Below are 22589 nucleotides of genomic sequence, written 5' to 3'. Positions count from 1 at the left end.
CCACGCGCTGCGCTAGAATGGGAAACGATTCCACTTTCCGCACCGCGACCCTACCGTTCATGAACAGCCCGTCCCTGCCCCACCTGACTCCCGCCCTGACCAGCCGCTTGCCTCTCGTGGGCACCACCGTGTTTACCCGCATGTCCAGCCTGGCGGCCCAGCATGGCGCCGTCAACCTGGGCCAGGGCTTTCCCGATTTCGATTGCGACCCGGCGCTGGTCGATCTGGTCAGCGACGCCATGCGCGCCGGCCACAACCAGTATCCGATGATGACGGGCGCCGCGCCCTTGCGCGAGGCGATTGCCGCCAAGATCGCCAGCGTGTACGGCCACAACTATGATGCGGGCACGGAAATCACCGTCACGGCCGGCGCCACGCAGGCGCTCACCACCGCCATCCTGTGCTGCGTGCATCCGGGCGACGAAGTCATCGTCATCGAACCGGCCTACGACAGCTATCTGCCCGCCATCGCCCTGGCCGGCGGCGTGCCCATGCTGGTGTCCATGCAAGTGGGTGAGCAAGGCTACAGCGTGCCGTGGGACAAGCTGGCCGCCGCCGTCAGCCCCAAGACGCGCTTGATCATCATCAATACGCCGCACAATCCGACAGGCACGATTTTGCGTCCGGCGGACGTGGCCGCGCTGGCCGACATCGTGCGCGGCACGCAAATCTTGATCCTCTCCGACGAGGTCTACGAGCACATGGTTTACGACGGCGTGCGCCATGAGTCGCTCGCGCGCAACGCGGAACTGGCGGCGCGCAGCTTCATCGTCTCCAGTTTCGGCAAGACGTATCACGTGACGGGCTGGAAGGTCGGCTATGTGGCGGCCCCGGCTGCCCTGACGGCGGAATTTCGCAAGGTGCACCAGTACAACGTATTCACCGTCAACACGCCGATGCAGCACGGCATCGCCGGCTACATGGCGGATCCGCAGCCCTGGCTGGACTTGCCCGCGTTTTACCAGCGCAAGCGCGACCTGTTCCGCGACGGCCTGGAGGGCAGCCGCTTTACCCTGCTGCCGGCCGACGGCACGTATTTCCAGTGCGTGCGCTACGATGCCATTTCGCAAGAGACCGAAGCGCAGTTCGTCGAATGGCTGACGACGGAAATCAAGGTGGCCGCCATTCCCGTGTCCGCGTTTTACGCGCAGGGCAAGGAGTCGGGCATCGTGCGCTTCTGCTTTGCCAAGCAAGACGAGACCTTGCGCCGGGCGCTGGAGCGCCTGCGCAGCATATAACCGAGCACTGAGCATGGCTTCGCCACGGCGGAGCAGAGGATGACAGCATGGTACAACGTCGCATCGGTCCGGCCGACCTGGTTCCCGGCGAACCCCTGCCCTGGGATTTGTTTCTGGCTGACCATAGTGCCGGCCCGCAACTGCGCAAGGGGCAGATCATCACGGATGGCGCGCAGCTGGGGCGGCTAATGCAGCTGGGCCTGTATGTGGGCGCGCCCGAGCAGCCGTCCGTCTTGCGCCTGCTCAATGAGGCGGCGCAGCGCCTGGAACGGCTGCTGCTGACCTTGCGCAGCGAAAACAATGCCGAGCGCGAGGTGCGCGACATCGCCCGTGAACTGCTGCGCGCGCTCGAACACGATGCCGACATCGCCCTGGCCAGCATCCTGCTCAACCAGATCGCCGGCAGCTACGCCGTGCGTCACTGCATCGAAACGGCCTTGCTGGCCATGCTGGTGGGGCGCAGCATGCACAAGTCCCACGATGAACTATTACTGATCGGCGCGGCCGCGCTGACGATGAACGTGGGCATGCTGCGCCACCACGACAGTTTCCAGGACCGGCGCGGCCCGCTGAATGACGACGAAATGCGTATCGTGCGCCAGCATCCCCAGGAAAGCGCGGAATTGCTGCGCTGCGCGGGCGTCGATGACGAGGAATGGCTGAGCTGCGTGCTCTTGCACCATGAAAACGACGATGGCAGCGGCTACCCGCAGGGGCGCACGGCCGATGAAATCCTGCAAAATGCCAAGCTGATCGGCCTGGCCGACCGCTATTGCGCCCGCGTCTCGGCGCGCAACTACCGCCGCTCCATCGTGCCCGACCAGGCACTGCAGCACATATTCCTCGACCAGGGCGTGCCCATCGACCCCTTGCTGGGCGAACAGTTCGTCAATTTGCTGGGAAAATATCCACCCGGCACCCTGGTCCGCCTGCGCAGCGGCGAACTGGGGGTGGTGATGCAACGGGGCGCCGCCCACGTGCATCCGCTCAGCGACCCGCTGGGCGCGCCGCTGTCCGCCGCCGAGCTGGCGCAACTGCCTGCGCGCGACACGGCCGACAGCCGCTACGCCATCGTGTCCTCACTGCACGAAGATGACGCGGGCCTGCATTTCAGCATGCGCAATGTGTGGGGCGACCAGGCGCGGCTGTAGGCTCGGCGGGCACCAGGCACAGCTCACTTCACGGCTTCGGCGGGCGGATGCCGGTGTACTGTGCGCTGACCAGTAGCCATTGCTTGTCAACAAGCCGCGCCACATAGCCGGCGCGCAGGGCGAACGTGCGGGCGGCCCCCTCCTGATTGACACGGTAGGACAGCCGTGCCGAAATGAGCGCCGTATCGCCAAACAGACGCACCACCGGCTCATCGACCTGGAGCAGAGGACTCGGCCGCTTCTGCTCCGGCGCATAAAACGAGAGCATTTTTTCACGCCCGTCCATCTCGCCGACCGGCGATATTTCCACATAGTTCTCGGCCGTGGTGGCTTTCAAGGCAACTTGATCAAAGTTATTCTGCGCCTGCGCATGGCGCTGCACCAAGGCCACCAGTTCGGCATCGGCGGGAGCCGCGTGCGCGCTGCCGATCACGCCGACAGCGCCAAGCAGGCAGGTGGAAAGAACATGTGGAAGGGTCAATTTCATGCGTATTCATCCTGATCGAGGTCATTGAGAAGCGTCCGTTGCCTGCTATGGCAGTATCGGACACTCGCTAGCGGGCGGCGCATCGCGAGAAAGCCCACTGTATGCTATCCCCTTGCCATTTTCTGACACCGGCCATTGCGACAAACCGCTCGATTCGTGGATTGAAACGCCATTTCGCCGGCGCGGGATGCGCATGGCGATGCCTCAGCTCGCGCCCGCAGGCGCATCCAGCAACTTCTGTTTCAGGTCGAGGTTGAGCGCCCACTGCTCCGCCACGGGAATGGCGCGCCGCGAACTGGTCTTGATGGAACCCTCTTGCGTCCACAGAAATGGATAAAAGTTCAGACATAGGTCGCCGGCCAAGGGTAATTCGTCAAAGCCAGCCGCATCGCCCGACTGCCGGCCGTAGAACTGCCGCAACCGGCTGGTAAAGGCCCATTCGACAAACGCCGTGAAGCCGATCTCCAGCGCTTCCCACTCCAGCGTCTCGGGGGCAAGGTAATACAGCTTGCCCTGGTCGGCCCCGAGCGCGCCGCCGTTGATGGCAAAAAAACCGCCGAGCACGTCATCGGCCACCAACAGAAAGCCCTCGGCCTTGCCTTCGTTCCACGAAACAATGTTCCGGCCCAGCTTGTCATGGCCCGAGCCCAATATCCGGAGCCAGCCGTCATCGACCAGGATGCCCCCGGTTTCATAGGCGATCGCGCCGAGGGGTGAACGCGTGGTGACTTGCAGGCTCAGCAGCACATCCTCCCGGCCGGCCGAGGGAGGCAGCAATTCCACCGGAATGTCGGCCTCGCTGGCCCATTGCCGGATCAGCGGAAACGCCGGGTCTTCCCTATCCAATAATTCATTCAATGTACGCATGTCAGCTGACCTTATCGATGACCGCTTCCGGCGGTCGGAATGTGCATGGCGACGCCGGCCCTGCCTGGCAGATGCCGCCCGGCACCCTTCATTTTGCGGACGTCAGATACGCCCGCAATCCATGCGTGAGCACGAAAGGAAACACGCTCGCGTGATCTTCATCCTCGAAGACGCGCAAACGGGTTTTCAAGCCGGGGAACTTGCGCGATTTCAGTTTCCCGTCAAACTCGCGCAAGTCCGCCAGCATGTCGGCCTCTTCCTCCAAACGCGAACGCTTCTTGCCCGCCGCCAGCTTTTCCAGGCCGCCGATGCCGAAGAACACGGAGGCGGGCAAGTCCTTGTGGCTGGCCGCATACGCCTGTTCCCGGTCGAACATGAGGCCGGCGTCGTACCACAGCGACGGGCTGCCGAGGATGTAATGCTCGAAGGTGCGCGGTTCCGTCAGCAGCAATTGCAAGCCCAGCAGGCTGCCGTAGGAATGGCCGATGAACACCTTGCGCTGCATGTTCACGCGATAGTTACTGGCGATAAAGGGGAACACCTCGCCCGAGATGAACTGGCCATACGCCTTCGCTTCGCCGAACGCCGGCTGCCGTCCCGGCATGTCCGAGCGGTAATCATGCTTGCGCGGCGTGGTGGGCGTGTAGTCGCGGCGGCGGCTGTACACCCCGCCATCGCCATTCGCGTACGACAAGCCGACCACGATGACCTCTTCCACCCCCGCATGCTTGTTCAGGCGCTGCGCGATATTGCGCACGACGGGAAACGCATAATTGGCGTCGGTGACGAACAGCACCGGGTAGCGCTTATTGCCCTGCCGATAGGAATCGGGCAAGGCGACATATAGCTGATAGTCGCGTTTGAGGGCTTGCGCGTGGATGTCGCGCACTTCCGTATTTTCAAGAACGTAGCTGGCGGGGGCGGCCAGGGCGCTGCCGGCCAGGCAGCACAGGGCGATGAGCAGATTCACAGGCTTCAAGCTGGTTTCTTTCAGTGAGGTAAAAGTTACTTCGCCGCAGACGCCGTCAGCTGCACCAGCTTGCGCTCGACAAAGGCCTGCAGCTGGGGCGACAGGGTTTGCAAGCCCTTGGCCCGCTCGAACGCCTGGCGCGCCTGGGTCGGGTGGTTGTCGGCTTGCAAGGCGATGCCGAGACCCATCCACCAGACGCTGTTGTCGGGTGCCGTCTGCAGGGCCTGCTGGTAGTGCTCGGACGCGTCGCGGTAGCGCTGCTCGCGCTGCAGCACGCCGGCCAGGAAGGCGTGGTATTCGCCGCTGTCACTGGCATACCGCAGACTGCGCATGAGGGTGTCGAGGGCCACCGCGCCGCCGCCGGTCTTATCCAGTTGCAAACGGGCCAGCATCATCGCCTGCGCCGGCTGTTTCGGGTCCAGCGCCAGGCTCAGCTGCAACTGGCGGGCCGCCTCGTCGGGACGCTGCGCTTCGAGCAGCAGGCGCACCAGGGTTTCGCGCGCGCCCTGGTGGCGCGGGTCCAGCTGCAGGGTCTGCTGCAAGGCCAGCATGGCGTCGGAGACGCGGCCATCCTGCAACTGGGCCAGCGCGCGCCGGTATTCGTTCTCCACGCGCTGCTGCGCCGTGACTTGCTTGCCATCGATGATGCGCTCGCTGGCGGCCGGTGCCGGCGTCTTCACCACGACCACAGGGGCAGGCTTGACGGGTTGTTCCGTGATGCGGCGCATTTCAGCATTACGCACCTTGGCTGGCGCGACCGTCTCCTCAGCCTCGAACACGGGTTCCGCTTCAACCGCCACGACGGGCACCGCTGCGGCGACCACCACTGGCACGGGAGCAACGGCCGCTGGCACGGGCGCCGGAACGGAAGTGCTGGCGACATTGACCAGCACGGGCGGCACCGCCGGGCGTTTCAGGTAGACCCAGCCCAGGGCGATGGCGGCGGCCGTCAAGCCGGCGGCGCCGCCGAAGACCAGCGCGCGCGAGACGCCCCGCTCGCGTTCGGGCACGGAGCGGATGCCGGCCGCGTCGCCGCGTCCATCGGGGGTGCCGCGCGCATCGAGGTCTTGCAACATCTTGTTAATCAGGCTCATCTACAGGCTCATCTTCGTCATCGGTTCAATAAAGTCCAGCTCACGCCGCAGGCGGCGGCCAGCACGCCGGCGCCGGCCAGCCACGGCCATGGCCGCTGCCACAAGCGGCGCGGCTTGCTGGCCAGCGTATCGCTGGCGGCCAGCGCCACGTGGCGGGCGCCCACTTGCTGGCGCCCTTCGCCATACGCCACCATCAGCGCCTTGTGCGCCATGATGTTGATCAGGCGGGGAATGCCGCCGGACGCCTTGTACAGCCGTGCCACGCCGCCACGGCTGAACAGGCGCGCGCCGTCGAAACCGGCCACGCGCAGGCGGTGCGCCACATAAAAATCCACGTCGTCGCGCGAGAGCGGACCCAGGTGGTAATGAAAGGTGATGCGCTGCGCCAGCTGGCGGATTTCCGGCAAGGCCAGCTTGACGTCCAGTTCCGGCTGGCCGAACAGCACGATTTGCAGCAGCTTGCGCTTTTCCGTTTCCAGGTTCGTCAGCAGCCGCAGCGCTTCGAGGCTGTCGACGGGAATCGCCTGCGCCTCGTCCAGGCACAGCAGCACGCGCTTGCCTTGCGCCGCCAGGTTGAGCAGGCGCAGGTTGAGGGACTTGAGCAGTTGATGTTGATCAGCATCTTTCTCCAGCAACACATCGAGATCGTCCGCCAGCGCCAGGATCAGCGAACGGGGCGGCAAGTTCGGATTCGGGATGTAGGCCGTGACGAAGTCCGGCCCCAGCGACTGCATGAACTTGCGGCACAAAAAGGTTTTACCAGTCCCCACCTCGCCAGTGATCTTGATGAAGCCCTCGCCATTGCGCGCCGCCACCAGCAAGGTGTTGAGCGCCTTTTGCGACTGCGGGCCGTTGAAGAAGAAACTGGTATCGGGCGTGAGGCCGAACGGCGCCTCGCGCAAGCCGAAATGGGCCTGGTACATTTAGCGCCGCTCCGACGGACGGCGCGGGTCGAGCGCCTCGATGCGCTTGCCCGAATCGAGCAAGTCCTCGTTCCAGCTATTGGCGCCATCGACGATGGTCGGCTTGATCAGCACCACCAGCTCGCGCTTCTGGATCACCTGCCCCGTGTTGCGGAACAGCGCGCCCAGCACGGGGATATCGCCCGCGCCCGGCACTTGCGAGCGGTCCGCCGTGGTGGCTTGGCGCATCAGGCCGCCGATGGCGACGATGCGGCCATCCTGGCTGCGCACCATGCTGTCCATCTCGGACGTGCTCGATGCGGCCAGCGGCAGTTTCAGCGAACCGGCGCTGCCCAGGTCGATTTCCTTGCTGATGGTCGACACCTGGCTGACGGACGGGTGCACATGCAGGATGATGTTGCCGTCCGCATCGATCTGCGGCGTGACGTCCAGCACCACGCCGGAAAAGAACGGCTGCAAGGTCACGTTGGGGCTGGTCGTCGCGCCGCTGGCCGTCGTATTCGTCGTGGTTGACACGCCCGTCACGTAAAACTCGTCCGTGCCGATCTTCAGCACGGCCTTCTGGTTATTCATGGTGGCGATACGCGGGCTCGACAGCACGTGCACGGAGCCTTGCGATTCCAGGAAGGAAATCATGGCGGCGAAATTGGCCGTCTGGAAAGCCAGGCCGAACATGGAGCCGGCCGAGGTCGCCGCCGAACTGAGGCCAAAGCCGCTGCTGGCCGTCAAGCCGCTGCCATTCGTCATGTTGGGCGGCTGGCCGCCGTTGAACGGCAGCGGCGCCAGGGTGCCGCCCGGCTGGATGAAGCCCGTCGAGATGCGGTTCGTATGGCCGCTCTTGATCGAGGCGAACGAGGCCCAGTTGATGCCCGTCTGCGTGTTGTCGTTGAGCTCGACTTCGAGGATTTTCGCTTCCAGGATCACCTGGCGGTCGACGGAGAGTTGCGTGGCCTTCAGATACATGTCGACATTGCGCAGCTCTTCCGGCATGGCGCGGATGACGATCACGCCCGACTGCGGGCTGAGCACCACTTGCCGCCCCCCTTCGCTGCTACCGACGATGGCTTCCAGCGCGGCCCGCAATTCCGGCCAGAAATCCGCCGTCGACGAGGTGGTCAAGTTGCTGCTGTCCAGGGTGCGGCCGCCCTGGCCGCCATTCGTTTGCTGATTCTGCTCGTTGTTGTTGCCCTGATTGTTATTGCCGCTATTGCCGCTATTGCCCGAGCCGCCCGAGTTGGTCGAACCGACCGAACCGACCGAGGTCGACGACACGCGCAGGTTGGAACTGCCGCGGCGCGCGCCCGTCAGGTAATTGACATGGAACAAACGCGTCTGCATGGTCAGGGGCTTGATGTAGATCTGCGTGCCCTCGACCTTGTAGTCATAGCCATACAGTTCGCGCACGGCGTCGAGCGCCTGGAACAGGGTCACGTCCTTCAGGTTGGCGGAAATCGTGCCGCCGATGTCAGGGTGAACCAGCATGTTGTAGCGCGTGCCGGCCACGATGGAGGTGAAGAACTGGCGCGCCGGCACATTGTTGAACGCCACGTTGAAGCGCTCGTCGAGCGCGGCGCGGGCCTTCGGCAATTGCTGGGCCAGGGCCGCCACGGGCGGCAGCAGCGCCGCTTCCACGGCGTCCGGCTGGGCCGCTGGCGCCGTCGTGGCCGCCGCGCCCTTGACGGCATCGGTGATCGCATTATAGGTGTCGCGCTTGACGGGCGCGACATTGCAGCCGCCCAGGCCCAGGCTGACGCTGATGACAGCCGCCATCGTACTGATCTTGAACATGCTCGCCTTGTGTTGATTGAGTTGCTTGGCCACTTCTTCTACTCCTGCTTGCGGTCGGTCTTGCGATCGGTCTGATTGTCGGTCTTGCTGCTCGGGTACAGCTTGAAGGTTTCCAGTGATTTACCACGCCGCAACAATACGGCCGTGTCGTGGATCTCCGTCACCACGGCGTCGCCCACCTTGCTGCCGACCTTGACCGTCTGGCCATCGATGACGGCCAGGCGGCGTCCGCCCGGCTGGGTGGAAATGAGCACCGATTGCAGCTGCGGCCGGGCCGCGACGACGGGCGCGGCGCTGGCGGGCGCCCACAGGGCCGCCGGCGGGCGCGTCGGGTCGTCCAGCGCCTGCGCCTGCGCGCCCGGCGATGCCAGGCCCAGCGCCAGCAATAGCGCCGGCAGCGCGGGGCCCAAGGTCAGAGTGCGATCCATGTGTCGTCCATGCTGAGGGTATGTAAGGTCAGGGTCAGGGTGGCGCCCGGGTAGCCGGTGGCGTCGAGGTGGGCGGCGCCCCAGAAGACGCGGGTCGGCATCGATTGCAGCGCCTGCATGTATTGCACCATGTCGGCATAACTGCCTTGCAGCACCACTTCCACGCCATGCTGGTGCAGCAGCGGCGCCGGGGCCGTCGCCTTGGCCGCCGCATCGCCGTTCGCGCTATCGGCCTGGCGCGCGCCCACGGCGCTCGATGGCAAGGTTTTCAACGACACCACGCGCAATCCCGCGTGCCGGCGCAGCAAGTGTTCGAGCAAGGTCACCATGCGCTCGGGCGCCACCAGCCCGTGCTGCTTCGCGCGCAGCGCCTGCGCCAGGGAGGCCGTTTCCGCCTGCAAGGCCAGCAGGCGCGTGCGCGCTTCCTGGTCGGGATCGGTGGCGTGGGCGAGCATGGTCAGCGCGATTTCCTTGTCGGTGGCGGTCAGCAGGCTTTGCTTTTGCGCAATGCTCGCCTCCAGCGCCGTGCGTTTCGCCAACAGGGGATTAAAGCTCATGAAATAAAACACGAACAGGATGGCGGCCGCGCCGGCGCCAAACACCATCAGCCGCTCGCGCAGGCTGAGGGCGTCGAAGGCGGTGGCCCATTTTTTCAGCAAGGGCAGCATCAGCGGGTTCCTCCGGCGACAGTTTCTGGCGGCTTGGTGGCGCGGTCGGCCGACTGCAGGCTGAACGCGACATAGGGCAGGCTGGCCGCCTTGCCCTCGGCGACGGCTGGTGGCGCGGGCTGGCCGATGTCGAGGCTGGCGAAGGTCTTGCCTTTCAGTACCTCCTGCTGGCCCAGGCGCGTGATGTAGGCGGGCAACAGCGACGCGTGCAGGGAGCGGCCCTGCAAGCCGAAGTCATTGCCGGCACCGGCGATGTCCACGCCCGTCAGCCATACGCCCTCGACCCTGGCCTGCGCCAGCGCGCGGAAATAGCCGGCATAGCCATGGGTATTGCCCAGCTTGCCGCTATCGAGCACGTTCGACGCATCCTGCAGCAACTGGCGCTGCGCCTCGACGGCCGCCAGCTCCTGCGCCAGGGCCGGATCTTTCTTGCGTGGCGGGAAATCGCGCAAGATCTGGTCGCGCTTCGCCTCGCCTTGCGCCAGCGCTGCCTTGACGCCCGCTTCGCGCTGCTCCAGGCCGCCTATTGTCCGCTGGGCCAGCATGCCCAGGACCAGCAAGACCAGCGCCAGGCCACCCAGGCCCAGGCTGGCCGTGCGCGCCGACATGTGGTGTTTTTTCAGTTCAAACTGGGGATTGAACAGATTGATCTGCTGGCTCATGCGCCCTTCCCTTCGTGCTTGCCCGGGTGCAGGCCAACCTCGCGCAAGCCGGCGCCGATGGCCAGGAAGTAGCGCGCCTGCATGGCGGGGTCGCGCAATTCGGCGGCCTGCGACAAGTCCAGCACCGTGGCCAGGTCCAGCTGCTCGACGGGCATGTAGAGATTGTCGGCCAGGTAGGAGTGCAAGCCGTCGGCCGCGCCCGTCATCAGCATCAAGCGGGCCAGCGAAATGAAATGGAACTGGCGGTCGAAGTGGTCGAACGAGCGCTGCAGTTCCAGGGTGACGCGGTCGTAATACTGGCTCGCGTCGGGCGACTGCAATTGCGTCGAGGTCACGTCGATGCGGCGCGCCTGGTACAGCTCGCCATTGAAGCTCATGGTCAGCAAGCCGCCGTCGCCATCGAAAAACAGCACGGCGATGCCGCGTCCCGGCGTTTCCAGCAAGGTGGCGATATTGCGCTGCGCCATCTCGGGGATATCGATCACGGACAGGCCGATCTTGCATTCGGCGTACAGCGCCTGGCGCCGCGACACGGCGCTGTTGCGCGCGGCGACGGCGAACACGCTGCTGCCCCGCTGGGTGCCGTTCGGGTCGCCGGGGATGTCGAACACGTCGATGGTGGCCTCGGCCAGGGGAAAGTCCAGCATGTCCTTCAGGCGCCAGCCCACGGCCGTCTTCAGCTCCTCGCGCGGCACGGCAGGCGCTTCCAGCGACAGCAGCTGGTATTCGCCGCCGGCCAGCACGGTGGTGCAGTGGCGCGCTGCCGCCTGCACGTCCTTGCCCAGTTTTTCCAGCACCTCGGCCGGCGCCGGCCGCGCGGCCGCCTGGTAGCTGGCGCCGCGCACGCGCGGCATGCCGTCGGCGGGACGTTCGACAACGACGGCGCTGACGCCTTCGCGGCCAAACGCCGTGGCCAGCCAGCCATCATACTTCTTTGCTCTTGCGAATAAACCCATGCGAACTATCCAGTGTAAGTGCCCTGCCCGCTCTTGTCGCGCAGTGTATGCATCCAGCCAATTTTAATTCATGAAGCCAACTTTATTGTGTAAAAACAATAAATTAGCGATCTTTTTTGCACGCAGTTGATCTTACTGCGACAGCACGGCTTGCAGGCGGCGCTGGACATAGTCCGCGTTGTTGCCCGCGTTAGGACAGATCGGCTCGACAGAGGCCGGCTGGTTGCACGCCGTGGCCGTGATGGTCCAGCTGGTCAAGCTGCCGGGCTGCGTGGCCGCGCTGCATTGCACGCTGACGCTGAACGACGACAGCGTCGTGCCCGCCGGCAAGCTGAAACTTGCCGGAGCGATGCATGCCGCGCCGGCCGTCAGGCCGGCGCTGATCTGTCTCTGCAGCCCCCATTCGAGGCCGGCGCGGGCGGCCTGTTCGGCGCGCACGCCCTGCACGTCCATCGCCGATTCCGTCTGCTGGAAGGTGGAGATATTCACCATCACGGCCGCCAGCGCGGCCAGCACCACCAGCAGGAAAATGGCCGTGACCAGGCTGAAACCGCGCATGCGGCCCGTGCGGTGGCGCAGCAAGCGCGTCATGGCGTATTCCTCGCCTGCACCTGTTGCACCAGGCGCAGCACGCCCGTATTGCTGTTCGCCGCACCCAGGCTCAGGTCGATATTCACCAGGCCCCGCTGCACATTGGCCAGCACGGTGTAACTGAAGACGCAGCCCGACACCTGGCGCGCCAGCAGCGCGCCATCCTTCAAGTCAGCCGCAACCGGCTGGGTGGCCTGGATCGCATAGCCCGCGTAACGGGTCAGGGTACCGGCCTTCAAATCGCACGCATAGGTGACGGGCGTCGACACCACCTGGAAACGGTTCGATGGCGACGGCAGCGGCGCCGGCGGCGTCGTGAAAGGATAGCTGCCCAGGGTGACGACATTGCCGGCCACGGCCGTGACCGGCGCGCGGTTGCATCCCGTCGTCGCGCTGCACGTATACGCATTGTTCGGCGCAAAAGCACCGCCCAGGTTGTAGACGACGATCTGATCGCCCACGCTGATCGCCTGGCGCGCGCCCAGCGCATCGACGGGCATGGCGCCGACGACGTTAAAAGCTGGTGAGGCGGGGGTGGTCTCGAAGCTCAGCACATTGCCCAGGCCGGACGGGTCGCTGTCGCTCAGGTAGCGCCCGCCCGTCTTGGTCAGCAGCAATTCCAGCAACAGGCCGTCGTTCGACACGCGCACGCTGTTGGGCAAGGCCAGGCGCACGTCGCGCGTCAGGCGGCGTGCCGCCGTATCGGCAGTGTCGGCCAGCGCCGCGCGCGCGGTGGTGTCGATATAGCCTTGCACGGGCACGCGGATGAAGACGGCGACCATGGCGCCGATGATGCCCGTGATGACGATCACGATGACCATCTCGACGAGGGTAAAGCCGCGCGCGCGGCGCCTGGCGTTGAGGATTGTTTTCATGGAATGCTGTTCGGCGCATAGCGCACGCGATAGCCGTCGAGCACGATCTTCTGGTCGGCATACGGCACGACCACCTGGATATGCAGGCTTTCCGTGGCAGGCAGGTTGTTCAGTGCTTGCTCGGTGATCGTCACCGAGGCAGTGTAATTCTGAGTCCAGGCGTTACCCTGAGCATCCGTCGTGTACTCCTTGGCCGTGCCATACGCGCTCACGTAATCGTTGACGTTGTCGAACGGCCGCCCCGCGCCGTTCGCCTCTTCCCCCGGGCCTTCCGGGATGGCGCAGCCGGCCGGGCTGGTCGCCGTTTCCGCGGCCGGGTCTTGCGGATCGCAATAGGTAAACCGCGCCAGCTGGATTTCTTCCAGCATGCCTTCGGCAATCGCCAGCGCCTGCTTGCGCAGCTGCGGATCGGCGCTGTGTTGCGTCGTCAGGCTCATCACGCCGAGGATGGCGGCCGAGGCCAGGCCGACGATGACGATGAACAGCACCAGTTCGATCAGGGTCACGCCGCGTTCACGCCGACGATGCTGGCTAATGGACATAGCCGGTCTCCCCTTCGACCATGACGTTGCGCGTCGTGCCGTCACCCTGGATGCTGATCTTCAGCCGCGCCGGGAAGGTCGATGACTTCGGGAACACATCGTCCTGCGCATATGGCTGGCCCAGCGCGTCGAAATAAAAACCCGCCGTATCGACGGGATCGGTGGACAGGGTCACGCCGGACGGACTGCCTTCGCACAGCCAATTGCTCCCCAGGCAATACTGCTGCGTCTCCTTGCTGCCGCTGTTCTTGCCCGCGGGCGGCACCACTTTCTGGTCAGCGCTGCAAACGGCATCGAAGCACAGGGCCACGCTGTTGGCATCGATGCGCACAAACACGGCACGGTTTTGCGCCACCGCAAGTTTTTGCCCGTAGCGCACGATATTCGTTACCTGGTCGGCAAAACCGCGCGCGTCAAAAGTGTCGCGCTGGAAAAACCGGTTGACGGCAAAGGTCGCCAGCAAGCCCGCCAGCACCAGCACGGCCACCAGCTCGATCAAGGTGAAGCCGCGTGGGCGGCACTGCAGCCTAGCCTGCGTTAGCGCCAGACGTTGCGGCAAGATGATCGATGGCAAGGACAATGGAGATACCCGTAAAAAAGCCCAACCGGCATAGCCTGGCGTTGGGCGGGCGGAAACATGGCGCGGCCGTGCCGGTTTGCCGGCACGGCATCTGCACGCCCGTATTAACTGCAGTTGGCCGGCGTCCCCAGGGCCGTCGCGTCAACCACCGCCGGCTGGACCGGTGTGGTGCCTGAGACAGCCACGGCAGCCGTATAGGTCACCTTGCAATTTGGATGTTTACTGTCAGGCAATACAGTCAACACGGTCGCCGTTGCAGCAGTGGTGGTGGTATCGTAGTCAAGCAGACCACCTGCCGCCGCGGCGATGCCGGGCGAAGCGATAGCCGGATAGCCGCTGACGCCCTTGACGTCCGTGCCTTCCATTGTGATGGCAACGGTGTCCGCAGGCGAACCCTTGACCAACCATTGTGCGTGGAACAGGGCCGAACCAGACTTCAAGGCGCCAGCGGCCGCCTGCATCTTGGCCACGCGCGCCTCGGTAGACATGTCGATGAATTTAGGAATCGCCGTGGCGGCCAGGATGCCGAGGATCACGATGACGACGATCAGTTCGATCAGGGTAAAACCTGCCTGGGCGCCGCTTTTCATACTACGTAAAGACTTGTTCATTGTTGCTTTCTCCAAAATCAAATAAAAAACTTCAAAACCAACGCCATGACACTGTCGCAGCACCGGACCAGGAAGCGCGTCAGTTGGCTGCTGAGCCCGGCGATTTCCACACCACAATATCGGGTTCCTGGACGAGCTTGTCAAGATCGGCATCCGCACCAGGCAAGGTTACCTTAAATTTCACTGCATCAACCCCTGTACTGGGAAAAATATTGCCATTACTAAACAAATAGATGATTTTTTGTTCTTTTTTCTCGTACAACCAATTCCCTGCTGGTAATTTTGCAAGGTCCGGCTGCGCGAACTCGCCCAGGTAGCTGGCCGGCTTGTCGGTCAGCCAGTCGAACGGGTTTTGCCGCGCCAGCGCCGGCAACTGGTCGCGCCGATCCGCCAGGTACAAATGCAACACCTGCACCCGCAAGCTGGTGCGCAAGACACCCAACATCTGCGCCACGGCCACCTGCTGCGCCTGTCGCTGGTAATAGCCGACGCGGTTCAGGAACACCGCCGTCAGGATGGCGAACATGCCCGCCACCACGGCCAGCTCGAACAGGGTGAAGCCGCGCTGGCGCAACGGTGTTGCCATCAGTGCAGGGCCGCCCGGCCCAGGTCCCAGATCGGCAGGAAGATGCCCAGCGCCAGCACCAGCACCATGGCGCCGAGGAAGACGATCAAGATCGGCTCGATCTGCGCCGACAGGGTTTTCAGCTCGTAATCGACTTCGCGCTCGTACATGTCGGCGATCTCGTCCATCAGGTCGTCGAGCGAACCGGATTCCTCGCCCACGGCGATCATCTGCAGCACCACGGGCGTGAACACGCCGGCCGCGACCGAGGTGCGCAAGATGCTTTCGCCCCGCTCGACGCCGTCGCGCATCTGCTCCACGCGCGCGCTCAGAAACGTGTTGTCGACCGTTTGCGACACCACCGTCAGCGCCTGCACGATGGGCACGCCGCTCGTGCTCGACAGGGCGAAGCTACGCGCGAAGCGGGCCATCGTGCCTTTCAGGATGATCTTGCCGGCGATCGGCAGGCGCAGCTTGGCGCGGTCCCATTTATACAGCCCCTCTTTCGTGCGCAGCCAGGCGCGCCAGCCGAAAAAGCCGCCCACAGCCAGCAGCAGCAAGATGGGCCAGTACGTCACCGTCAAGCGCGAGATACCGATCAGGATGCGCGTCATCAGTGGCAGTTCCGCGTGGAAGCTGGCGAACACCTTCTCGAACTGGGGAATGACGAAGATGTTCACCACCACCATGGCGGCGAGCATGGCGAAGACGACGAAGGTCGGGTAGCGCGTCGCCGTTTTCACGCGCGCGCGCATGTCGCGGTCGAATTCCAGGTGGTCAAACAGGCGCAAAAACACTTCATCGAGGCGCCCCGTCATTTCACCCACGCGCACCATCGACAGATAAAACGGCGTGAAGATGGTCGGGTGGCGCGCCATGGCGGCCGACAGTTCGCGGCCCGCGTCGAGCGACTCGCGCACATCCTTGATGATGCGCCCGAACGCGGGGCTGATGGCGGACTCCTGCAAGCCGGCCAGGCCGCGCATGATGGGCACGCCCGCTTTCAGCAGGGTGTACAGCTGGCGGCTGAACAGTTGCACGTCCATGGGCGTGACCTTTTTCTCGGTCAGCCTGGCCCACCAGCCCAGTTGGTTGTTGCCCGCCTTCGTCACCGTCTGTTTGGTGGCGCTGATGTCGACGGGCGTGCTGCCGCCCGCCATCAACTGGTCGGCCACGGCGCCGCTGTCGGCGCCTTCCATCACGCCGGTCAGCAATTCGCCACTGGCGCTGCGCGCCTTGTAGGAGAAAAACGGCACCTCAATCCTCGCTCTGGTTGCTGATGCGCATCGCTTCCATCACCGTCGTGCGGCCCTGGACCACCAGCTGCACGGCGTGGCGGCGCAGGGTTTCGCCCGCCATCTGCGCCGTCGCCACCTTCATGAAGTGGGAAGGATCGGCATGGTTGGCGGCATCGGCCACGGCGCGCGTGATTTCCAGCAATTCGTACACGCCCGTGCGGCCCCGGTAACCCATGCCATTGCAATGCGAACAGCCCTTGCCGTGGAAATACTGGTTGCGTTCGACCAGCTCGCCCAGTTCCAGGCGCAGCCATTCGTATTCGTTCGGCGTGGGCGCATACGGCGTGCTGCAGCTTTCGCAGATCACGCGCACCAGGCGCTGCGCCAGCACGGCTTGCAGCGAGCTGCCCACCATGTAGCGCGGCACGCCCATGTCCATCAGGCGCAGCGGCGTGCTGATGGCGTCGTTCGTATGCAGGGTCGACAGCACCAAATGACCCGTCATGGCGGCGCGCAAGCCGATCTGCGCCGTTTCCTGGTCGCGCATCTCGCCGACGAGCACGATGTCCGGGTCTTGCCGCAGGGCCGAGCGCAGCACCCTGGCAAAGTTCAGCTCGATCTTGTCATTGACTTGCACCTGGTTGATGCCGGGCAAGCGGTACTCGACGGGGTCTTCCACCGTGATGAGCTTTTTTTCCACCGAATTGAGCTCGGACAAGGCGCAATACAGAGTCGTCGTCTTGCCGCTGCCGGTCGGCCCCGTCACCAGCACGAGGCCGTTCGGACGGCTGACGATGGCGCGAAATTGCGCCACCAGCGCAGGCGGCATGCCGATGGCGTCCAGGCGCAAGGTCGTGCCGCCCTGGTTCAGCAGCCGCATCACCACCGATTCGCCGTACTGGGTCGGCATGGTGGAGATACGCACGTCGATGCGCTGGTTTTTCACGCGGATGGCGAAGCGGCCGTCCTGCGGCAGGCGCTTTTCGGAAATATCGAGGTCCGACATCAGTTTCAGGCGCAGCGCCAGCGAACTGGCGATCTTGCTGTCCGCTTCCGTCTGCAGGTGCAGCACGCCGTCGATGCGGAAACGGATCTGCAGCCGGCCTTCCTGCGGCTCGATGTGGATGTCCGAGGCGCGCACCTGGGTGGCATCCTCGAACACCGATTGCAGCAGCTTGACGATGGGCGCCTCTTCCAGGCCCGGATTGGCGGCCAGCGCGCCGAAGTCGACGGACACATCGCCCAGGTCCTGCTCCAGCTCGCGCGTCAGGGTGGAAATGTCTTCCGTGCGGCGGTAGATGCGGTCGATGGCGGCCAGCACTTCCGTTTCATTGACCACGGCCAGCTCGATCTGGCGCTTGACCAGGCGCGAGATTTCATCGTAGGCGAACAGGTCGGTCGGATCGGACATGCCGACCAGCAAGCCCTCGCGGCGGTCTTCCAGCACCAGCGCGCGGAAGCGCCGCGCCTGGGTTTCCGGCAGCAGCCGCACCAGTTCCGGATTGATGTTGAAAAACTTCAGGTTGATGTAGGGAATGTCGAGCTGGCGCGCCAGGGCGCCCGAAATCTGCTCTTCCGTGACGAAGCCGTGCTCGACAAAAACGCGGCCCAGCTTGCGCCCCGAGCGTTTCTGTTCCGTCAAGGCCTGGCCCAACTGTTCTTCCGTCAGCAATTTCTGCTGCACCAAAATCTCACCGAGCCGGACTTTCTCTGGCCTTGCCATGCTTGCTCCTCGACAAATTTTTCAAACGATGCACGCCAGCGGCGCGCGCAGGTATTTTATTCCAGAACCTGTTGTTTCTTAAAGAAAATACATTCCGTGGCTTGATTTTTGCGCATTTCAACACTCAGCAAGGAAACACTTGCCGCCCACCTGCGCCCGTGGCAATAATGGCGGTCGCACACCTTCTTGCCTGCCGACCATTGCCCCTATGAACGCCTGCGCCATCGAGTTTCACAACGTGCATCTGCAGCTGGCGGGCAGCGCCGTGCTGCGCGGCGTCGACCTGCAGGTGCGCGCGGGGGAACTGTTCGGTCTGGTCGGCGTGAATGGCGCGGGCAAGACGTCCCTGCTGAAATGCCTGCTCGACTTTTGCGCGCCGGAGCGGGGCGAGATCGCCATTTTCGGCCAGCCGCACCGCCACGGCGCGGCGCGCCAGCCCCTGTCGTTCTTGCCGGAACGTTTCCAGGCGCCCTATTACCTGACGGGCGGCGACTTCCTGCGCTACCTGTCGCGCCTGCACAATGTGCGCCCTGATGCGCAAGCCGTGCAGCGCGCCGTGGACGCGCTGGACCTGGCGCCGGACGCCTTGCTGCGCCCCGCGCGCACCTATTCGAAAGGCATGATGCAGAAACTGGGGTTGGCCGCCTGCCTGTTGTCAGGCAAGCCGCAACTGGTGCTCGATGAACCGATGAGCGGACTCGACCCGAAGGCGCGTGCGCAATTCAAGCGGGTGCTGCGGCAAGCGCGCGCGCAGGGCCGCGGCGCCCTGCTCACCTCGCATGCGCTGGCCGACGTGGAAGAATTGTGCGACCGCATGGCCATCCTGCATGCGGGACGCATCGTGTTTACGGGCACGCCCGCCGAATGCCGCGCACGCCATGGCGGTACGGCCGACGCCAGCCTGGAACAGGCTTTCCTCAATTGCATCGCGGCATGAACGCCGGCACGCAGGCATCCTGCCAGTACGCGCCATCGCCGCATGGCATGTACCTGCGCCATTTCGGCTTGCGCACGGCGCCGTTCGGCATCACGCCGGACCCGGCCTTCTTTTATACGGGCAATACGCGGGGCGAACTGCTCGCTGCGCTGCTGTATGCCGTCACGCAAGGCGAAGGCATCATCAAGCTGACGGGCGAAGTGGGCAGCGGCAAGACCATGTTGTGCCGCATGCTGGCCGAACGCCTGCCGCCCCAGGTCGACGTGCTGTACCTGCTCAATCCCCGCCTCGATCCGGATGAAGTCCTGCACGCCATCGCCGCCGAACTGGGCCTGGCGCTGGACGGCTGCCGCGCCGATGCCGTGCTGCGCGCCCTGCACGGCGAGCTGATCGCACGGCATGCGGCGGGGCGGCAAGTGGTGCTGCTGGCCGAGGAGGCGCAAGCGATGCCGGGCGCCACCCTGGAAGCGCTGCGCCTGCTGACGAACCTGGAAACGGCCAGCCACAAGCTGCTGCAGATCGTCCTGTTTGGCCAGCCGGAATTGCAGCACACCCTGGACTTGCCCCAGTTCCGCCAATTGAAGGAACGCATCACCCACAGTTTTACCGTGCCGCGCCTGCCGCAAGCCTTGCTGGGCGACTATCTGGCATGCCGCCTGGCCGCCGCCGGCCGCATGACGCCGCTTGTTTTTACCCCGGCCGCGCTACGCCGGCTGGCGCGCGCCGCGCAGGGCATCGTGCGCAGGGTCAATATCCTGGCCGACAAGGCCTTGCTGGCCGCGTTTGCCGACGATGCGCAGACAATCAGCGCGCGCCATGTGCGCCTGGCCATTGCCGACAGCCCCTTCCACCGCCCGCCCTGGCATGCGGGCAAGCTGCTGGCGGGCGCCTTGAGCGCGCTGATGCTGCTGCTGGCCGCCGCGCTGCTGTGGCAATGGCTGACGCCCGGGCACACAACAGGCATGACGGCTCCGACCGCGCACGCCAGCGCTGCCCCCGGCGCGTTCCGGCAAGCGCGTGGGGCTGCGCCAGTGCCAGCGCCATCCACGCTGCTTGACAGCAAGCTGGCCGAATCGCGCGACTGGCTGGCGCAGCAAGGGCCGCAGCAACTGGTGCTGCGCATCGCCAGCCTGCCCGCCAGCGAGACAGTCGCGGCGGAAACGTTCCTGCAGCAAGCGCAGCAAGCCATCGGCCTGCGCAACATCCACGTTTTTCGCCTGCCAGGCGCTGCGCCCGCGCGCGCAGCCGCACGCCTGGACATCGTCTACGGCAGCTTTGCCGATCGGGCCGGCGCCGAAGCCGTGTGGTCCAGGATCGCGCCCACATCGCCACAGAAAATATTGCTGAGCGACATAGACAGTATCCGCACGGAAATTAACTCCAAGGCGCCGGTACAAACGGCGCGTGGCGCCCCCTGACTTTATTTCGGCATATTGCCTCCCCGGCCCGCACAGCCGATTGCTTTTAGGCCATCATGCTGGGTAAAATTACAAAAGCACAACACGACTCCAAGGGCGAACTTTTCATGAATCAACACCCTATTCCTGTGCTGACCTCCTGGGTCGCCCTCGCCTGCGGCACCATGCTGGCTGGCTGCGCCACGCATCAAATGCCGCTGTCGCCGGCCCACATCCATGCCGCGCCCATCCCCGCCGGCAGCATTCCCGAACCGGTGCAGCAAAGCAGCGCGCTGGCCGCGCCCCTGCCCGCACCCAAGGTGGAAACCTACAGCGTCACCGTGCACAAGGTGCCCGTGCAATCGCTGCTGTTTGCGCTCGCGCGCGACGCGGGCATGAATGTCGACATCCACCCGCAGATCGAAGGCAGCGTCACCCTGAATGCGCTGAACCAGACCTTGCCGCAATTGCTGACGCGTATCAGCAAGCAAGTCGATATGCGCTACGAAATCGATGGCAAGAACCTGACGGTGTTGCCCGACGCGCCCGTCTGGCGCAATTACAAGGTCGATTACGTCAACATGGCGCGCAGCACCAACAGCAGCGTGAATATCGCCACGCAAATCTCCACGGCGGGCGGCGGCTCGAACAATGCCAGCAATCCCGTCGGCGGTACGCAAGGCAGCGGCAGCAATGGCAATAACAATTCGACCACCCTGGTGGTGAATCGTTCGGAAAATAATTTCTGGTACAGCCTGGAAAAGAATATCCGCGACCTGCTGCGCGAGACCACGCTCAACGACGTGCAGGTGGACCCGCTGGCGCAGCTGAACCAGCAATTGGCGAACATGCCCGGCCAGCAGGGGCAGCAAGGCCAACAGCAGAACCAGGCCGGCAATTTCCCTGCCAACGGCGCCACGGGCCAGTACGGCGCCCAGCCGCCTATGCAGTATGGCAATCCGAATGGTGGCCAAAATGCGCCGGGCCAGCAGCAGTCCAACCAGAACGCGAATCCAGCCCAGCAGCTGGACGCGAACGGCATGCCGCTGCTCAAACTGGCCAACAAGGGCAGCCCCTCGTCCGTCGTCGTCAACGTGGAAGGCGGCTTGATCGCCGTGCGGGCCACGGGGCGCCAGCACGAAAAGATCGCCGCATTCCTCGACGCGGTGTTGCACAGCGCCAAGCGGCAAGTATTGATCGAGGCGACCATCATCGAAGTGCGCCTGAGCAATGAATACCAGCAAGGCATCAACTGGTCGCGCCTGACGGGCAGCCTGCAGCTGCGGCAGGGGCAAGTGGGCACGTCGATACTGTCCAGTGGCGTCACGCCCAATGTCACGCCGGGCATCTTCCTTCTCAATTATGTGAAAGACAGTTTTGCCACCACCATCCAGCTGCTCGAATCGTTCGGCAAGGTGAAAGTGCTGTCCAGCCCGAAAATTAGCGTACTCAACAATCAAACGGCCATGCTGAAAGTGGTCGACAACAATGTCTTCTTTACCATCAAGGTGACACCCGCCGTGATCAGTTCGACGGGCACCATCACCACGCCGGCCACGTATGAGTCGAAACTGGAAACGGTGCCCGTCGGCTTCGTCATGAGCGTCACGCCGCAGATTTCCGACAGCGATGAAGTCACTCTGAACGTGCGCCCCACCATCACGCGCATCGTGGGCTACGTGCAAGACCCGAATCCGGCCCTGGCCACGGCGAACGTGCAAAGCCGGGTGCCCGTGATCCAGGCGCGCGAGTTGGAATCGATCATGAAAGTGGGCAATGGCCAGATCGCCGTGATGGGCGGCCTGATGCAGGATTCCATCGACAACGCCAAGGATGGCGTGCCGGGCCTGTCCAGCCTGCCTTTGGTGGGCAATTTGTTTACCTATCGCAATGAGGCAAGCAGCAAGACGGAACTGGTGATCTTCATGCGCCCCGTCGTGGTCAAGGATGCCAGCGTCGACGGCGATTACCGCGACTACCGCTACCTGCTTCCCGGCCAGGCGCCGCTCAACAGCCAGCCTTACACGGATGGCCCGCCGGCGCCGGCCGTCCAGCCGCAGGCCCGCCTGCAGGGAGACTTCCCATGAGCTTGCTGATGCAGGCGCTCAAGAAGGCCGAGCGCGCCAAGCAGAACAGCCTTCCCGACGAGGAACTGGAAAAGCCGTCCGAAGCCTACGACCAGGTGCTGGAACTGGCGCCGGCCGACGCCCTGCCGCCCCGTCCCGCGCCCGCCGCGCCGCCCGTGCAACCGCCCAGCACCTTGCGCCTGGAACCGCTGGCGGACGCGCCCGCGCCGCA

General features: G+C 64.4%; 23 protein-coding genes and 1 pseudogene. 6 read left to right on the top strand and 18 right to left on the bottom strand.

Going from position 1 to position 22589, the window contains the following annotated elements; translation table 11 throughout:
* Positions 1–59 precede the first annotated feature (59 nt).
* Both GCN78_RS12045 and GCN78_RS12040 read left to right on the top strand, forming a co-directional pair.
* On the top strand, positions 60–1238 hold the full coding sequence (locus tag GCN78_RS12045; protein ID WP_152251931.1) for a pyridoxal phosphate-dependent aminotransferase: 1179 nt from the start codon (positions 60–62) through the stop codon (positions 1236–1238).
* Positions 1239–1285: 47 nt separating this feature from the next.
* On the top strand, positions 1286–2389 hold the full coding sequence (locus GCN78_RS12040; protein WP_152251930.1) for an HD-GYP domain-containing protein: 1104 nt from the start codon (positions 1286–1288) through the stop codon (positions 2387–2389).
* Between the two features lie 28 nt (positions 2390–2417).
* On the opposite strand, the gene GCN78_RS12035 is transcribed toward GCN78_RS12040, so the two are convergent.
* From GCN78_RS12035 to GCN78_RS11950, 18 genes are all read right to left on the bottom strand, one after another.
* Complete coding sequence (locus GCN78_RS12035) at positions 2418–2876, bottom strand: nuclear transport factor 2 family protein (RefSeq protein WP_152251929.1); 459 nt, start codon at positions 2874–2876, stop codon at positions 2418–2420.
* 204 nt (positions 2877–3080) lie between these two features.
* Positions 3081–3743: a DUF2625 family protein gene (locus tag GCN78_RS12030; protein ID WP_152251928.1), complete on the bottom strand. Its 663-nt coding sequence runs from the start codon at positions 3741–3743 to the stop codon at positions 3081–3083.
* An 88-nt stretch (positions 3744–3831) separates the two neighbouring features.
* Positions 3832–4713 carry an alpha/beta hydrolase gene (locus GCN78_RS12025; RefSeq protein ID WP_226939615.1) on the bottom strand — a complete coding sequence of 294 codons (882 nt, stop codon included), beginning with the start codon at positions 4711–4713 and terminating at the stop codon, positions 3832–3834.
* 35 nt (positions 4714–4748) lie between these two features.
* Entirely contained in the window at positions 4749–5807 is a 1059-nt protein-coding gene (locus GCN78_RS12020; RefSeq protein ID WP_152251927.1) for a tetratricopeptide repeat protein, read from the bottom strand.
* Positions 5808–5824: 17 nt separating this feature from the next.
* Complete coding sequence (locus GCN78_RS12015) at positions 5825–6730, bottom strand: ExeA family protein (protein WP_152251926.1); 906 nt, start codon at positions 6728–6730, stop codon at positions 5825–5827.
* On the bottom strand, positions 6731–8518 hold the full coding sequence (gene mshL / locus GCN78_RS12010; protein WP_152251925.1) for a pilus (MSHA type) biogenesis protein MshL: 1788 nt from the start codon (positions 8516–8518) through the stop codon (positions 6731–6733). It abuts the gene before it with no gap.
* Positions 8519–8556: 38 nt separating this feature from the next.
* Positions 8557–8946, bottom strand: coding sequence for an MSHA biogenesis protein MshK (locus GCN78_RS12005; protein WP_152251924.1), 390 nt, complete (start codon positions 8944–8946; stop codon positions 8557–8559).
* Positions 8931–9614, bottom strand: a complete 684-nt coding sequence (gspM, locus tag GCN78_RS12000) for a type II secretion system protein GspM (RefSeq protein WP_152251923.1) — start codon at positions 9612–9614, stop codon at positions 8931–8933. The genes GCN78_RS12005 and gspM overlap by 16 nt, the downstream gene beginning before the upstream one ends.
* Positions 9614–10276: an MSHA biogenesis protein MshI gene (locus GCN78_RS11995; protein WP_152251922.1), complete on the bottom strand. Its 663-nt coding sequence runs from the start codon at positions 10274–10276 to the stop codon at positions 9614–9616. Before GCN78_RS11995 ends, gspM begins: the two co-directional genes overlap by 1 nt.
* On the bottom strand, positions 10273–11232 hold the full coding sequence (locus GCN78_RS11990) for a type IV pilus biogenesis protein PilM (protein ID WP_152251921.1): 960 nt from the start codon (positions 11230–11232) through the stop codon (positions 10273–10275). Before GCN78_RS11990 ends, GCN78_RS11995 begins: the two co-directional genes overlap by 4 nt.
* Positions 11233–11364: 132 nt before the next feature.
* The gene (locus GCN78_RS11985; protein WP_152251920.1) at positions 11365–11823 is read right to left on the bottom strand and encodes an agglutinin biogenesis protein MshP; all 459 of its coding nucleotides are present in this window, start codon (positions 11821–11823) and stop codon (positions 11365–11367) included.
* Positions 11820–12698, bottom strand: coding sequence for a prepilin-type N-terminal cleavage/methylation domain-containing protein (locus GCN78_RS11980; RefSeq protein WP_152251919.1), 879 nt, complete (start codon positions 12696–12698; stop codon positions 11820–11822). Before GCN78_RS11980 ends, GCN78_RS11985 begins: the two co-directional genes overlap by 4 nt.
* Entirely contained in the window at positions 12695–13240 is a 546-nt protein-coding gene (locus GCN78_RS11975) for a type IV pilus modification PilV family protein (protein ID WP_152251918.1), read from the bottom strand. Before GCN78_RS11975 ends, GCN78_RS11980 begins: the two co-directional genes overlap by 4 nt.
* Positions 13230–13799 carry a pilus assembly FimT family protein gene (locus tag GCN78_RS11970; RefSeq protein ID WP_226939593.1) on the bottom strand — a complete coding sequence of 190 codons (570 nt, stop codon included), beginning with the start codon at positions 13797–13799 and terminating at the stop codon, positions 13230–13232. Before GCN78_RS11970 ends, GCN78_RS11975 begins: the two co-directional genes overlap by 11 nt.
* A 125-nt stretch (positions 13800–13924) precedes the next feature.
* Complete coding sequence (locus GCN78_RS29980; protein ID WP_319633129.1) at positions 13925–14431, bottom strand: type II secretion system protein; 507 nt, start codon at positions 14429–14431, stop codon at positions 13925–13927.
* A 79-nt stretch (positions 14432–14510) separates the two neighbouring features.
* Entirely contained in the window at positions 14511–15017 is a 507-nt protein-coding gene (locus GCN78_RS11960) for a type II secretion system protein (protein WP_152251917.1), read from the bottom strand.
* On the bottom strand, positions 15017–16252 hold the full coding sequence (locus GCN78_RS11955) for a type II secretion system F family protein (protein WP_152251916.1): 1236 nt from the start codon (positions 16250–16252) through the stop codon (positions 15017–15019). The genes GCN78_RS11960 and GCN78_RS11955 overlap by 1 nt, the downstream gene beginning before the upstream one ends.
* 1 nt (position 16253) lies before the next feature.
* Complete coding sequence (locus GCN78_RS11950) at positions 16254–17957, bottom strand: GspE/PulE family protein (protein ID WP_152251915.1); 1704 nt, start codon at positions 17955–17957, stop codon at positions 16254–16256.
* Positions 17958–18165: 208 nt separating this feature from the next.
* Between GCN78_RS11950 and GCN78_RS11945 the strand changes: the two genes are divergently transcribed.
* The 4 genes and pseudogenes from GCN78_RS11945 to GCN78_RS11930 all read left to right on the top strand — a co-directional run.
* Positions 18166–18894, top strand: coding sequence for an ABC transporter ATP-binding protein (locus tag GCN78_RS11945; RefSeq protein ID WP_152251914.1), 729 nt, complete (start codon positions 18166–18168; stop codon positions 18892–18894).
* Positions 18891–20312 (top strand): ExeA family protein, encoded by a 1422-nt coding sequence (locus GCN78_RS11940; protein WP_226939592.1) that lies wholly within the window; start codon positions 18891–18893, stop codon positions 20310–20312. The genes GCN78_RS11945 and GCN78_RS11940 overlap by 4 nt, the downstream gene beginning before the upstream one ends.
* Positions 20313–20419: 107 nt before the next feature.
* Entirely contained in the window at positions 20420–22378 is a 1959-nt protein-coding gene (locus GCN78_RS11935; RefSeq protein ID WP_226939591.1) for a pilus (MSHA type) biogenesis protein MshL, read from the top strand.
* A pseudogene (locus GCN78_RS11930) lies at positions 22375–22589 on the top strand (tetratricopeptide repeat protein); the annotation flags it as partial. The gene GCN78_RS11935 and the pseudogene GCN78_RS11930, both read left to right, overlap by 4 nt.

Source organism: Janthinobacterium rivuli (assembly GCF_009208735.1).
Taxonomy (GTDB): Bacteria; Pseudomonadota; Gammaproteobacteria; order Burkholderiales; family Burkholderiaceae_D; genus Janthinobacterium.
This window is presented reverse-complemented; position numbering and strand designations above follow the sequence as displayed.